Annotated in this window: 12 protein-coding genes; 3 read left to right on the top strand and 9 right to left on the bottom strand. The window is 36.8% G+C overall.

What is annotated here, in order from left to right; translation table 11 throughout:
• Positions 1–6: 6 nt before the first annotated feature.
• The 3 genes from K5G00_RS11505 (at position 7) to K5G00_RS11495 (ending at position 7,278) form a co-directional block, all read left to right on the top strand.
• Positions 7–2,418 carry an ABC transporter permease gene (locus tag K5G00_RS11505; RefSeq protein ID WP_238766308.1) on the top strand — a complete coding sequence of 804 codons (2,412 nt, stop codon included), beginning with the start codon at positions 7–9 and terminating at the stop codon, positions 2,416–2,418.
• Positions 2,419–2,439: 21 nt separating this feature from the next.
• Positions 2,440–4,776: an ABC transporter permease gene (locus K5G00_RS11500; protein ID WP_238766307.1), complete on the top strand. Its 2,337-nt coding sequence runs from the start codon at positions 2,440–2,442 to the stop codon at positions 4,774–4,776.
• Between the two features lie 108 nt (positions 4,777–4,884).
• Complete coding sequence (locus K5G00_RS11495) at positions 4,885–7,278, top strand: ABC transporter permease (RefSeq protein ID WP_238766306.1); 2,394 nt, start codon at positions 4,885–4,887, stop codon at positions 7,276–7,278.
• A 180-nt stretch (positions 7,279–7,458) separates the two neighbouring features.
• Here the strand turns inward: K5G00_RS11495 and K5G00_RS11490 are convergent, their stop codons facing one another.
• The 9 genes from K5G00_RS11490 to mnmE form a co-directional block, all read right to left on the bottom strand.
• Positions 7,459–7,743 carry a hypothetical protein gene (locus K5G00_RS11490; protein ID WP_238766305.1) on the bottom strand — a complete coding sequence of 95 codons (285 nt, stop codon included), beginning with the start codon at positions 7,741–7,743 and terminating at the stop codon, positions 7,459–7,461.
• A complete protein-coding gene (locus K5G00_RS11485) occupies positions 7,740–8,516 on the bottom strand; it encodes a relaxase/mobilization nuclease domain-containing protein (protein WP_238766304.1) in 777 nt (258 codons plus the stop codon). The genes K5G00_RS11490 and K5G00_RS11485 overlap by 4 nt, the downstream gene beginning before the upstream one ends.
• Positions 8,513–8,821, bottom strand: coding sequence for a plasmid mobilization protein (locus tag K5G00_RS11480; RefSeq protein ID WP_238766303.1), 309 nt, complete (start codon positions 8,819–8,821; stop codon positions 8,513–8,515). The genes K5G00_RS11485 and K5G00_RS11480 overlap by 4 nt, the downstream gene beginning before the upstream one ends.
• A gap of 118 nt (positions 8,822–8,939) precedes the next feature.
• On the bottom strand, positions 8,940–9,812 hold the full coding sequence (locus K5G00_RS11475) for a toprim domain-containing protein (protein WP_238766302.1): 873 nt from the start codon (positions 9,810–9,812) through the stop codon (positions 8,940–8,942).
• Positions 9,813–10,054: 242 nt separating this feature from the next.
• Positions 10,055–11,221, bottom strand: coding sequence for a virulence-associated E family protein (locus tag K5G00_RS11470; RefSeq protein WP_238766301.1), 1,167 nt, complete (start codon positions 11,219–11,221; stop codon positions 10,055–10,057).
• Positions 11,222–11,311: 90 nt separating this feature from the next.
• Complete coding sequence (locus K5G00_RS11465) at positions 11,312–11,599, bottom strand: helix-turn-helix domain-containing protein (RefSeq protein WP_238766300.1); 288 nt, start codon at positions 11,597–11,599, stop codon at positions 11,312–11,314.
• 140 nt (positions 11,600–11,739) lie between these two features.
• Positions 11,740–12,507: a hypothetical protein gene (locus tag K5G00_RS11460; RefSeq protein ID WP_238766299.1), complete on the bottom strand. Its 768-nt coding sequence runs from the start codon at positions 12,505–12,507 to the stop codon at positions 11,740–11,742.
• Entirely contained in the window at positions 12,504–13,637 is a 1,134-nt protein-coding gene (locus K5G00_RS11455; RefSeq protein ID WP_238766298.1) for a tyrosine-type recombinase/integrase, read from the bottom strand. Before K5G00_RS11455 ends, K5G00_RS11460 begins: the two co-directional genes overlap by 4 nt.
• A gap of 141 nt (positions 13,638–13,778) precedes the next feature.
• Positions 13,779–15,176 carry a tRNA uridine-5-carboxymethylaminomethyl(34) synthesis GTPase MnmE gene (gene mnmE / locus K5G00_RS11450; RefSeq protein WP_238766297.1) on the bottom strand — a complete coding sequence of 466 codons (1,398 nt, stop codon included), beginning with the start codon at positions 15,174–15,176 and terminating at the stop codon, positions 13,779–13,781.
• Between the last annotated feature and the right edge of the window lie 15 nt (positions 15,177–15,191).

Genomic DNA, 15,191 nt, shown 5'->3' with positions numbered 1-15,191 from the left:
ACTACCATGATAAAGAATTACTTAAAAACGGCAGTAAGAAGTTTATTAAAAAGTAAACTGTTTTCAATTATTAACCTAAGCGGTTTAGCCATTGGGATGGCTTCATTTATTATCATCGTGTTATATGTAGGGTACGAAAGAAGCTATGACAAATTTTACAAAAACTACAAAAATATTTACAGGGTTTATATGGATTATATCGAAAAAGGGGAACTGGTTCCGGGCGATGCCCAGGCTTATAACCTTGCAGGACCGACAATGAAAGAAAACATTCCTGAAGTTGTAGATTTTATCCGCTTCTTTCAGTTATACAAGACATCGTTTGAATTCAACAATAAGGTATATGAAATTGAAAACGGGCATTTAGCCGACCCGTCATTCTTTCATCTATTTACTCCTTATATGCAGAAAGGAAACCAGGTAACGGCTTTAAATGAACCCAATACAATTGTTCTAACCGAAAGCTCGGCTCGTAAAATTTTCGGGCAATCAGACCCCGTTGGAAAAACAATTAAGGCGTTTTACAACGGAGCAAATACCACGCTCCGGGTGACAGGTGTAATTAAAGATATCCCTAAAAACACACATCTGAAAATCAACTTTTTGGTTTCCTATTCAACCTATAAGGACTGGCGGGTTTTTAATCCTCAAACCCTTAACTGGAGTAACAATAACACTTTTACTTATCTTTTGGCAAAAGAAGGAGTAGCAGAAAATGAACTTCGCCAGAAAATTTTCGAACTTGATGTCCCCATCAAGAACGAACGGCAAAACATTGAACCGCTTGCAGATATCCATCTTTATTCCGATAAACCTTACGAGGCGGAAACCAATGGAAATGCAAGCAGTGTCCGGTTTTTATTTGCCATATCTGTTTTTATCATTTTGCTCTCCTGGCTAAATTACATCAATTTAGCCTCTGCAAAAATGATGGAACGAACAAAAGAAGTTGGAATCAGGAAGGTGGCAGGAGCGCGTAAGATACAACTTGTATCTCAGTTTGTTTCAGAGTCGTTTTTGTTGAATTTTGCTGCTTTCTTTATTTCATTGGGACTGACTCTCTTGATTTTACCGTTCTTCAATTCGTTTGTCGGGAAAGAATTATCCTTACGCGTAATTGGAATTGGGCAGACCTTAATTTTAATAGGAATACCTCTTGCCGGGATATTTTTGTCCGGTTTATACCCTTCAATTGTGCTTTCTTCATTTGCGCCTGTAAAAATCTTAAAAGGAAAACTTACAGGGACACCTAACAAGCTTAGTTTTAGAAAGGGAATTGTAACCGTGCAATTTCTGGCTACCATTATTCTTTTAACGGGAACAATAACCATCCTAAAACAGTTAAAATTCATGAGCGACATTCCTTTAGGAATGAACCTGAATCAGACCATTTCCATAAAAAGTACAATTATAGATAAACCTGAAAATTCACATAATTCATTCCGGGTTCTAAAAGCTGAAGTCGAAAAATTATCTTTTGTGGAAAATGTGTCACTAGCTCAAACTTATCCGGGAGAAGGTTATGATAATATGAGTACATTTTCTCACATCACCTTTCCTGATGGCACTAAAGATGAGCATACAAACTGGTTTAATTTCGAAGTAGATGAAGACTACATTCCCCTGATGGAATTTAAAATACTTGCCGGCTATAATTTTTCGGGGAATGAGGACATTGACAAAAACAGGATAATTATAAATGAACACTCTGCCCGGTTGATGGGCTTTACTGATTTGAACGAAGCGGTTGGAAAGGAAGTAAACTTTTGGGGACGGAGTTTTCAGATAGCCGCAGTTGTAAAAGATTATCACCACTTTGGGTTGAAAAATGAAGTAAAACCTTTCATTATTCGCTATTCTCCAAATGAAGATGGATTAATTGTAAAATTAAAAAGTAATTCGGCATCAATTGCTGAAATAGATAAAAAGATAGAGATACTTAGAAAAGAATGGGGAAAGGTTTTTACCCAAAGTACATTTCATTATAACTTCATCGACAAAAAGTTCGCATCGCTCTATAACGAGGAAAAGAAATTTAGCGAGGCATTTACAATTTTTACCTTTCTGGCTATTTTTATTGCCACTTTGGGGTTGTTTGGCTTATCCTATTACAGAACCAATCAACGAATAAAAGAAATCGGCATCCGCAAAGTAAACGGTGCCAAAATCTCCGAGATATTATCGATGCTAAACAAAGACTTTGTAAAGTGGGTAGCAATTGCGTTTGTAATTGCCACACCCATTGCTTATTACGCTATGCACAAATGGCTCGAAAACTTTGCCTATAAAACCACTTTAAGCTGGTGGATATTTGCATTGGCAGGATTGCTTGCACTGGGGATTGCTTTGCTAACAGTAAGTTGGCAAAGTTGGCGAGCTGCCACGAGAAATCCGGTAGAAGCGCTGAGGTATGAGTAGTTTAAATGATAAGATAATATTATGTTCAAACTATATTTTATTCGTGAATTACGGTCTCTTTTAAAAAACAAATACATTTCAGTATTGAAAATTAGCGGACTAATTATTGGTCTTTGGGTTTTTATGGCAGCTAGTTATTATGTGCTGCATGAAACGAACTTCGACTCTTTTCAGGATTCAGCCGGTAATAAATTCAGTATGGAAGCTCGTGACAAGTTTGGAGAGAGTTATTTTCAGTTTCCTTTGCCCTATGTTCTTTGTGAATCTTTGTCGGACCGTTATCCCGAGGTGGTTAAAAATACCAGTTTCGACAGTAAAAACACCGCTATTTTCATAAAGCAGGAAAACAATCTAATTAAATCGGATTACACTGAAATTGGATTTGTTGAAGAAAACTTCTTTGATTTTTTCAGTTTTAACTTTATTGCAGGTAATGCCGAAGAAAGTCTCAAGGCACCTAACCCGCTAATTATATCGGAAAATATAGCAACAAAACGATTTGGAAAGCTTGATGTTATTGGCACTCCGGTTTCACTTATTATTAATGATCAACTTATTGACTTCACAATCACCGGTATTATTAAGAATCCGGCAAGTAATTCAAATGTCAGCTATCACTGGATAGGGAGTCTTTCGCATTTTATGCAGGCGCAGGGGAAAAAGGATTACAAATCGGATTGGAACTACCAGTGTAAAAATTTTATTCAGTTGGCACCTGAGTCAGATATTTCAGATTTTACGGCAAAACTTACGCAGGATTATATCAGGCTCGCCAAATTAGAAAAATCGCCAACATTATTATTAACTGAACTGAATAAGATACATGTTAACATGCGTTTGAAAATATTCATTACGTTGGGCGTGCTAATTCTCCTTATCTCAATTATCAACTATGTGCTTTTGTCTACCATTGAAAAAACACAACAAATGCGTTTGTGGGGAATCGAGAAAATTTCAGGCGCCAAAAAATTTCACTTATTCTTAAAAAATTCAATATCGGTTTTTATTTTCTCGGTGATAGCTTTTGTAATAACGTTTGGTTTGTTTAAGCTAACCCAACCCTATTTCCCCAATTTTGTTGGCAGCGACACACCTTTTAATGCTATATTAAATACAAAGAAAATAGTAACAGGAGCACTGCTTTGTTCCTTTTCAATCATTTTTCTTTCATCGTTTATCAACCAACTTATTAGTGGTAATATAAAGCCCATTGAAATTCTTCAAAATAGATTGAGTAAGGGAAAAGCAGGCAAAATTCTTTTTAACTCACTTTTAACTTTCCAACTGATGGCATTCATTGCTTTAATATCAGCATCAATGCTGGTTCGCAAACAGCTTTCATTCATGCAGGAAGGTGATTTGGGATTTAATAAAGAGTCGTTGATTTCGATGAATATTGCACCAAAGGACGTTCATTCTTACCCGGTTTTCAAAGAGGAACTGTTGAAAAATCCGAATGTCAGAAATGTGGCAGGAACGAACAATCTTCCACTTTCCAAAATGGGTAATATTTATGGCGAAGTATATACTGATAGCCTTGGTAATCAGCAAATGAGAGCCACAGAATTTATTAATGTTGATAAGGACTTTTTTAACACGATGGAAATAAAATTCAGCCAGGGTAATGGTTTTAAAGAGAATGTTGAAAATCAATGTATCGTTAATCAAACCCTGCTGGATGAACGTGGTGTGAAAGATCCCTTAAATGAAACTATTAAGCTGGGCGGTAAAGAATACCAAATTTCCGGTGTTATCGAAGACTTTCACAATAAATCAATGCAAATGTCGATACAACCATTTGTAGCCCATTACAGCCCTGATAATATATCGCATGCCATTGTACGATTTTCGGGTAATCCTTCCGAAATAATTGAATTGATGAGGAAAACAGCAACTACATACTTATCCAATACTATTTTTGAATACGAATTTTTTGATCAACGAATAGCGGCGGCTTATAAAACTGAAACAAAGTTCAGCAATATTATTAATTTACTAACTACCCTTTCGATATTCATTGCTGTGTTGGGGTTACTGGGAGTCTCCTATTTTTCTTCCCTGTTAAGGATAAAAGAAATTGGCATCCGAAAAGTAAACGGTGCAAAAATTTCTGAAGTTCTCATGATGCTCAACAAAGACTTTGTTAAATGGGTTGGAATTGGTTTTCTGGTTGCCACACCCATTGCTTACTATGCCACGAATAAGTGGCTGGAAAATTTTGCTTACAAAACCAGCTTAAGTTGGTGGATATTTGCACTGGCCGGAGTACTCGCAATGAGTATTGCACTTCTGACTGTAAGCTGGCAAAGCTGGAGAGCGGCGACAAGGAACCCTGTGGAAGCGTTGAGGTATGAGTAAAGCCAGAATCCCGATGATTCGCGGATAGAGGAACTGAGAATTAGTGCCAAAATACAGCCATTTATTGAAGGCTAAAGCAATTCGATAGAAATTTAAAAATACAAGTATATGAAATTACATAAATTAAAGATTACAATCAGAAATGCCCGGAAGAACAGCATACTATCCTTTGCTAAGCTTTTTGGGTTAAGCCTTTCATTTGCAGTTGTTTTATTTGCAACCGGTTATGTATATTATGAAACCAGTTTCGACAAAAGCATCACTGACTACGATAAAATATACCGTTGTTTAATGCAGGGGCAGTTAAACGAGGAAAAAGCCGACTTTGCTGTAACCAGTCCAGAACAGGCTGCTGCCATGGTAAACGATATTCCGGAAATTACTGAAGCACTGCGATTGTTGAATAACGGGATAGCAGATTTTAAAATCGACGACAAATCGGTAACCGGGGGCCCACTTTTTTATGTTGACCCTAATTTCTTTTCTTTCTTTGGTATTTCGTTAAAAACGAATGTTGAAGGCCCTTTAGCAGCGGAAAACAACCTGATTATCTCAAACAGTATCGCGGAGAAACAATTCGGGTCTATTGAAAATGCTTTGGGAAAAGTAGTTGAACTCCGAGATGAGAAATGTATTGTTACCGGGGTTTTTGACGATTTACCCGACAATTTTCACTTGAGAATAGACCTTATCCAGTCGATTGAAAAATCAAATCCCGAAAAAATTGGGTGGGGCTCACAAAGCTATACTACCTACTTTAAAACCAATCAGCCAAATATTAATGTTGCTGATTTAAATTTTAAAATATCTAAATGCGTTTATCTCCATTCCGACGATCGTGTTGATGCGGCAAACGCCAAAACAATAGAGGATCTAAAATATTCTGATAGTATATACTTATTCTATACCTGCGAGCCCCTAACAGATATTCATTTTAGCAATCATAAATTCGATTCATCTATAACATCAAATAAAACGTATGTGTATGGAGCCGTAATTCTGGCCATTCTGGTACTTTTAATTTCTTCGGTCAACTTTATAAATCTCACCATCGCCAATATTTCAACGCGACTAAAAGAAGTTGGCATCCGAAAATCAATAGGCGCATTTAAAACAGATATAACTTCACAATTTTTGTACGAAACTCTTGTTTTTTTCGTGGTCTCGTTTTTCCTGGCTGTAACTATTTACCTGATAGCCTGGGAACCATTGGCACATTATCTTGATTTCACCATATTATTATCAAACAAACACCTACTGGAAATTATCGCCTCAGGCTTTGTTATTCTACTGATTTTTAACCTCGCTGCCAATATTTTCCCAATCATTCTAACATCGAACAAACGTGTTCTGGAATTGATAAAAAATGAGAGTAACGTAAAAAGACGCCTGTGGGGAAACAACAGCTTCATACTTATTCAGTTTGTATTGTCGGGGCTGATAATCCTGAGTTCTTTAGTTGTCCAGAAGCAAATAAACTTTGTGGTGAATAAAGACCGCGGTTACAACACCGAAAATGTGATGATGTTTTCATTGAGTGGCATGGAAGCGCAACAGAGGAAAACCTTTCTGGACAATTTAAAAACCTATAATGCGGTAAAATCGGTATCAACCAGTAGCGATTATTTTGGAAATGACTTTGGAATGACTTCTGGATATTTCGAAACCAGGGAAGACAAAAACTACTTTCACACCAGTCGCTTACCCGCTGATGCTGAGTTTCAGAATACATTTGAATTCAGGATGCAAGAAGGGCGCTATTTTGATAAGGAGCGACAGACCGATTTTGAAGCTACGGTGTTGAATGAAACTGCAGCAAATGAATACAGAGGAGAAGGTTCCTTAATAGGAAAAGATTTGATTCTGGGAAACAAAACCTATCATATTATTGGGATTGTAAAGGATTTTAACTTTCAGTCGTTACATCACAGAATTGAACCACTTGCAATCACTTTAGGGGAAAATTTCGAGAATGTGTATGTTAAAATCAGAACTTCACAGGTTGCTGAAGTACTTGGAATTATTAAAACACTTTGGGATGAATTTAAGCCTGACTTTGCATTTGAATATAAATTTCACGATGAGGTTTTAATGAACCAGTATGTAAAAGATCAGCAGGCAAAAAAAATGTTACTTTTCCTTTCCCTTATTTCCATTGTAATTGCCTGTGTTGGATTATACGCCGTCAGTTTCTTTTCAATCATTCGAAAAACCAAGGAAATTGGTATTCGTAAAGTGAACGGAGCGAACATTGCAGAAATACTCACTATGCTGAATAAAGACTTTGTAAAATGGGTAGCGCTCGCCTTTATCATTGCCACACCGGTTTCCTTTTATTTCATGAGTAAATGGCTTGAAAATTTTGCCTACAAAACGAACCTCAGCTGGTGGATTTTTGCACTTGCCGGATTACTGGCAATGGGAATTGCACTGCTAACAGTGAGCTGGCAAAGCTGGCGTGCTGCTACGAGGAATCCGGTGGAGGCATTAAGATATGAGTAAACAAAATAAGTTTACACAATAAAGAATATTTTATATTTGGGTAGAATGGCACAACAGCCAAAATGAAAATTTTGATGCTTTAGTTATTAGACGCATGGTAAAATGAAAAAAGGTGAATAACGTAATCTATCCTAATGCAGTTACAATAAAAAGATGTAGAAATAAATTTATTTAGGTAATCTAAACAAACCAATTAGCAACAGATGCCAATAAAACACCAGCAATCAACCATAAAAACCACTTTGGCATAACCACACTTTTCCTAAGTTTTCGATGATTATCTTCAAGTAGTTCTTCCAGTTTGTCAGTATTTAGGTCAAACTTAATTTTGGCAGTTTTTAGTTCATACAGTTGCCGGGCAATTTCAGGAGCAACTTCTTTAATGTTCTTGCTATTTTGTTGAAGTATTTCAATTTCAACTATTAATATTTCCAATAATTTCTGTTGCGATAAATTTTTTCTCATAACCTAAACCCTCGTTTTTTATTCGAATTGTATTGTTGGTTTCTTTTATGGGTATTGTCTGCTTGTAAGTTTTGCAGGATTAATCTTTGCAGGTTTGCTGCACTAAACGAACGGTGTACAGAACTGGCTTTAATTGAATTTTCGCCAATCAGGAATTTTATGCCAATAACTTTCCCGTCAGAAGCTTGCTTTAATTGTGTGTTTATACCATACGGTTTCATCAGTTCTGCATATTCAAAAATGTTCCGTGGTTTTTGTTGCAAGGCTTTTTCGTGTGCGTCTATAACCTGACGGGATAATAGGTCTTCTTTTTGCTGCTGAACTTCTTTTGCTGTAGTAAACTTCCAGTCTTTGGCAATGCTTTCTGCAATTCGTTGGGCTTTTTTGCTGATGTAGTTGTCCTTATATGCTTTCCCGTTATAATCAATCCGGTTAACAAAAATATGTAGGTGAAGGTGGTTTCTATCTGAATGTAAAAAGGTGACATACTGATGTTCTTTCAGGTTCATCTTTGATAGAAAATCATTGGCAAGCCGGGCAAATTCCCCGTTTGTGAGTTTCTGCCCATCTGAGATGGCAGGGCTCAGAACGATGGAAAACGAATTTCTTTCACATCGTGCATTCAGGTTTTGGAATACCCGGAATTCCTGGGCAATTTCTTTTCCTGATTCTCCTGCAACATTGTGCCGGCTGATTTCCACTGCCCCTTTTTTGTTTTTAGCGTAATTTACAGCATTGGAAACATGTGATATGCTTTTGGCCTTTCCAATCATTGTTCAAATTTTTTAAGGTGGGTCTTTATTAGTTTTATCACTTCTTCCAGTTCCAGGAGAATGATATCGTTCTTTTTGAAATAGTCGCTTTTAACAAGGTTGCCAATTACTTTAAAATTCCGGTGGTAAATATGAAGGTTTTTGTAAACTTCCATTTCTTCGGGAGTAAACCGCAGCGTAACTTTCATGTTTAATGCAGCACGCCTGGAAAATTCACTGGTGCTTAGCCCGGTTTCTTTTGCAGCCATTGTTATTGCCTTCTTTTCAATATTACTTATCCTGAAAGAAATATATTTTGTTTTCATAATTTTATCATTTATCCGTTAAAATGGCTGCCAGGAAAATCTTTGATTTTCCTCCCTTTGCGAGTTTAGGAGCAAAGCAAGAGGTCAATTGTGCAACATTGACACCTCTTGAAATAGCTTACCGCACAGGTCTCCGGCATCGTTGGATTGAAGCGGTCAATAGCTGGTTTAAATCTTTTTTTTCATCATAAAGGGCAGACATGTCGACACTGTTCGATAAGTCGGCCATTAACTGTTTTGTAGCTTTTCTCCCTGCCGGGTCATTGTCGAGATAAAGACCAATTTTTGAATATGGCAGGACAACTTTTTGAGTCCGGTTAGTAAAAGAAACCGAGTTCAAAATCAGGAAATCCGACTTGTGTGGTAAGCGCGGATAAAACATCAGCAAACTGAAAAAGTCAAACATGCCTTCCGTTACACTCAGCATTTGTTTCCCGGTATTGAAATAAGAAAAGTCTTTAGGCGAAGCTGCATTTTTGAAATACAGATTTCGGAGTTCCCAGCCTCCTGAAATATTTTCTAATCCAATGGCAAAATAGGTACGCCCCCTGAAAGAATAATGTACTTCTTTTGCATAACAGGTTGCAACTGAAGGATTGATTCGGCGTGTAATTAATGCCGGGTGCTGTAAATTACGGACACTTTCAATTTTGATTTCGTCTTGCTTTTCAGGAATTGCAAAAATTTCTTGCTTTTGAAAAGAAAAAGATAGTGCGATTTTGTCAAGGATAGAAAGCGCTTCCCGGACGCTGCAATGGTTGTTCATTGCAATGACCAGATCAATTATATTTCCGCCCTGGCCAAGCCCATGGTCGTACCAGCGGTTTAGCAGCTTTGAAACCTTAAAAGATGCTTCTTTTTCTTCCCGAAGCGGGCTAAGGAACCAGGCTTCTTTGTGGTTCTCCCGTTGGGGTAAAACTGCGTTTTCTTTCAGAAAATCGACTATCGTAATCTCCCGCGCTGTATCGCATTGTAATTTTTCTTTTTTCATCGGCAAATATTTTAAAATGTTGAAAATTGCCTACCTACTTACCTTTGTGTAGATAATCAGCCGGTCAGAACATAGGTAGACACTTATTTTAACTTACCTGTTTTACCTTTTGGGTAACTTAGGTAAGGTTCAGGTAAGAAGAATGGTAATATTCTTACCTGTAGAAGCCCTTTTGTTTACGCCACTCTGGGTATGTTAAGGTAAGCAGGTAGCTTTAAATCGTATTTTTAAGCAAAAACATTTCAATCAGGATTGAAATTTGATTTTGCCAAATATCCCCAAACTTGTTTTCGGGAGTGCTTAATTCGTTGAAAGTTGAACCCTGACAGAGCTTTCCCGATATTAATGTGGTTTAACCTGAAATTCAGGGGGCCTAATACACTCAACACATCGGAGGCAGTAACGAAGTCGGCCATGTCTTGCGATTTTTCGAAGTACTTGGCAATGAGTTCCTGTTCTGTCGTTAACCGGGTATATTTCTTGTTGCGCTCTTCATTTTCGTTCACATCATTTACCGTTAATTCTGGATTGAACCCCGGTTCCTTGTAAGCCAAATGATAAGCTTGCACCCAAATGTTATCAATGTCGGTTTCTTTCGAGTAAGCAAAATTTATTGTGTCACGGAGTTCAAAACACAGCCACCTCACAGAGCCTGTTTCATCGTTCAGGAATGTGGTCATATTTGTAGAGCTAATAAATGAGCAAATCCTGGGCAACGTTGTGTTTTTGCGGTCATAAGGCAAGCGCTCATTGATAAAGGTTTTGCTGAAAAAGGCTTTCAGTGCGTTTATGTCTTTCCTGCTCAGTACGGCCAATTCATCCAGATTCAGCAGGAAATTTCGGCTTAGCTGAATTCTGGCATCTTTATCGTTGCTTATGTCCTCGGCCATGTAAGCAGATAATCTTGGCGGGCAAAGAAACCGGCACCAGTTAGATTTGCCGGAACTTTGTCCTCGATGGCTAATAATAAATGTCTGTTTGTTAAAATATTCTGGTTCGAGTGCACACCTTACCGTACGAACCAACCATTTACGAAAATGATATAAAAATGCTTCGTCTTCAAAGGTTGGTACATAAGAACAGTATTTCTTGATATAATCTATGCCGTTCCAAACTGGTAACGAATTGAAATAATTTTGAATAGGGTTATGCTTTTCAATCCAATCCGACTTAATAAATATTTCCAGCTTCTTGGGCGTTACATCAATACTAACCTTAGCCAATTCTATTATCAGCGAGTTGACGTTAAGTATATGCCAGTTATTTTCTTCCTTCAATGAAACTTCATAATCATGCGAAATTTCATTGTACCGGATGTCGTATTTTTCAAACAAATATTCTGCTGTATAATCGAAGATTGTTTTCTTTTTCGGATTTTCAACGACATATAAGTTATCTTTTGAATCCATTTGTTCTTTAGTTTGTCGAAAACCTGTATCTTTCACATCAGGTTTTCTGAATTAGGAAAACCAATTGATATTTAGCGTAAGGGTAGGGCTTTACGCTTTTTTCTTTTTTATGACGTAGCTAAGAGATTCCTCTTCTATTTCGTCATCGGATTTATGACTATTCTGAAGAAGCCAGTTGTCTAATTTTTCTTTTTCAAAGAAAATAATTTTTCCATTTGGTTTAGAGAATGGTATTCTCCCGGAAGAAGTTAGTTTGTATAAATAGGAACGTGACAGGCCTGTGTATTCACACGCTTCATCAAATGTCAGTACCTTTTTGTTCGAAATAATTAGTCGCTCGATACGGTCAAGCTTTTCAGCAATTTTAAATTCGTTCATTGTTATTATTTTTTAGTGAATAATGAACGAAAGCTTTCGTTTTCCTTTTTTAGATATCTGGAATCAAAGGAAAAGAATAGCAAAATATATAGCAACGGGGAGAAAGGGGACGTAATGGGTATTAGGATGGGGGATGGATTTTATTTTGTTGATATAAAGCTTTTTATAAGTGTCTTTATTTTCTCTTTTGGTTCAGTTGTCTTTTCTATGAATTTATCGATAGGCTTTTTTCCCAGAATAATGGGAGAGCCATCTTCTTCGCAGAAATAATCATGAATTAAGTTTTCTAATGTTATTCTATCTAACGAACCGTCTTTTTTATAAAGGCCGGGAAATAAATTTGTAACCAGTTCTATAAGCGTTTGCCTGTTGGCCTTATTCCTAAAAAAATCAATCCAAATTATTTTGGGAAGCTTTCCTAAATGCTTTTGTTTTATAAAAGCATAGAACGACGGGAAAGTACAATTTATATAGTTATCGTTTAGGGCATGATGCAACTGTTTTATTTTGTTGTCATCTCTAATAATACAACGTAATTGAGTTGAAACTAAACTTTTAATTTCTCTAATGATTGATATCTCATCAAATCGCTTTGTCCATGTTTCATTTAAAATCAGACTTATGCGTATCGCTCCTATAATAAAGATACTTTGTATAATATCTGAAAGAAATTGCAATTTGCCAAGAGGTTGTATAGTTTGAAAAACTAATATGTACCACAAAAGCCCAGCTAAAAAAGAAAAAGCCAGGTAAAATAGAATTCGGGGTTTATCAATTTCTTTATTCCATTCAAATTTTTCTCGTTTAATCACAGAAAACAGTAATAGAATTAAATATTTGTAAATGAACCTCAATGCTGGATATGTAAATGCTACAATAAAGATGATGTTTATAACAGGCTTACTCATAACGACATATTTATCTGGGGTATAATATTGGCAGCTTCTTTTTGCTTTTTGTCAACAATTTTAGCATAAATTTCGGTTGTTCTTAGTTCTTTGTGACCAAGCCTTTTGGAAACTGTGTAGATGTCTGCTCCATTTTCAAGCATAAGAATTGCATTCGTGTGTCGGCTCGAATGAAATGTAAATTCTTTGTGTACACCAGCTTTATAAGCCCATTTCATTAAAATATTAGAAGTTTGCGCAGAATATTTTAGTCCATCAAACACCGTATCATCAGGTGCTTTTCTTTCACCTAAAATCTCCCTGGCATTTTTACTTATGTATAAATATTCAAGTCCATCGGTTTTCTTTTGTGTGAAAACTATCCTCAATTCATCCTCATTTTCTCGGACTTCCTTCCAAAGAAGTTTTTCTATATCTGAGTACCTGAGTCCTGTCAAACAAGCAAATAGAAAGGCTTTTTTTAAAACAGGAATCCTGCATTCTGCCAAAGCTAATTTTTGCACTTCACTTTGAGTGAGATATGGTCTCTCTACTTCTGTCTTTGGGAACCCCTTAACTAAATCTCCCGGATTTTCATAAATAATACGTTCTTTGAATGCTTGGTTTAGTGCCGCTTTAACTTTTGAAAAGTAGGATTGTTTAGTATTTGCTGAGAGCGGTTTACCTTGCGGAGTTGTCGCAGTGGAATCCAAATAACTTTTGAATGATTTTAATTTCTCCCCATCAAAATTTTTAAATGTGATGTTTTCTCCAAAGTATTTAACCAAATGGTTGTATGTGCTTCTCCAATTGTCATAATTTCCGGTGCTTTCAAACCTTTCTTCGGTCATATTATTGAAATACTCAATAAAGTTTATATTGATTTTTGAAGTATTTTGAAAGCCAAACTTTCCGGCGTTGTATTCTGCTTTTCTCTGAGTTAAAATTTTATCTGCAAGAATTAGCTTTTCCTTATTCTGTTGTTTTTGTTTTTGGTTTTTTTGGGTATCGGTTAGATAAATCTCCAGGTTTTCAAACTCCCGGTTGTGTTTTATCTTTCCATCCTTGTCTTTAGTGTAACCTTTGTAATATTCAAGGAATAAGCTTATTCTTCCATCCTTTAAATTTCTTTGTCGTAGCTTTATTTTCATTTTTTTACAACTTTAGTGCTTTGAGTTGTAAAAATATAGCAAAAAATTAGATATAAAAAGTAAATAATAGGAAATTTTGATTTGTGATATTTATTGTAAATATCTCATATATTGTCATTTAGTTTCTTTTATTTTCCTTTATCACTTTCCGATACAAAAATTCTTAAAAATATGGCCAAGTACTTCGTGGGTAGATATCTCACCGGTAATTTCACCTAAGTAGTGCAAACACTCCCGAATATCCTGAGCAAGAAAATCACCGGTAATTCCGTTCTCCAGTCCCTGAAGAACGCGAAGAATTGCTTCGTGCGCATTCTTTAGTATTTCGTAGTGGCGCGCGTTGGTTACAATTATGTCTTCCTGACTGGCGGCTTCTATATTGACGGAATGAATCATCAAATCAATCAACTCATCGAGGTTGTCCTTATTTTTTGCCGCAATAAAAACCATTTTTTCATCGTCTGTTAAATCCAGCAGCTCCAATTCCTGTATGGTTTCCCGTTGCCCGGTATCAATTTTATTTGCGACAATTATTAACGTTTGTCCGTTGGTAACCCGCTCTCTGATTTTGTTGATTCGCCCAAAAACTATCGGGTAGGGGTTGTTTGTATCCACCACCAGCAAAACAGCTGTAGCCTGTTCCAGTTTACTGTAGGTGCGTTCTATTCCAAGGTTTTCAATCTGGTCTTCTGTTTCCCTGATTCCGGCCGTGTCAAAAAAACGAAATGCTGTGCCGTGAATATTTACCACATCTTCAATTACGTCGCGTGTGGTTCCGTGAATATCAGAAACGATAGCCTTATCTTCATTTAGAAGCGCATTCAGTAACGTTGATTTACCAACGTTTGTTTCTCCTATAATGGCCACGGGAATTCCGTTTTTTATGGCATTTCCCAGTTGAAATGAGTTTTTAAGTTTTCGCAGTAACTTTTCTATTCTTTCTGTCAGATTTTTTAGTTCTGTTCGGTCGGCAAATTCCACATCCTCTTCACTAAAATCCAGTTCCAGTTCAACCATAGCCGTAAAATGCAAAAGCTGACTCCGCAGATCATTGATTTCCCTGGAAAAACCACCCCGCATCTGGTTTAAAGCCAGTTTATGAGATGCAGCATTTGATGATGCAATTACATCGGCCACCGCTTCGGCCTGCGATAAATCCATTTTGCCATTCAAAAAAGCACGTTGTGTAAATTCGCCGGGCAGTGCCAGCCGGGCACCATTTTCAACCAAGACTTCGAGTATTTTTTGTTGAATAAATGTGGAGCCATGACAGGAAATTTCAACAATATTCTCGCCGGTGAAAGAATGCGGTTCAAGAAACAGGCAAACAACAACTTCGTCAACTACTTCATCTTTAAATACAATTTGTCCAAAATGCAGCGTATTTGGATTTTGCTCAACCAGTTTTTTGCCTTTTTTCGGACTCTGAAAAACTTTATCTGTAATACTTATCGCCTCACTTCCTGAAAGGCGAATTACCGCAATAGCTCCTGTTCCGGGCGAGCTTGAAATAGCGCATATCGTTGATTGATCTATCATTTTCAAAATCTTTCC

This window comes from Maribellus maritimus, from assembly GCF_022267315.1.
GTDB lineage: Bacteria > Bacteroidota > Bacteroidia > Bacteroidales > Prolixibacteraceae > Draconibacterium > Draconibacterium maritimum.
The sequence above is the reverse complement of the archived record's forward strand: the minus strand, read 5'-3'. Positions and strand labels throughout refer to the sequence as shown.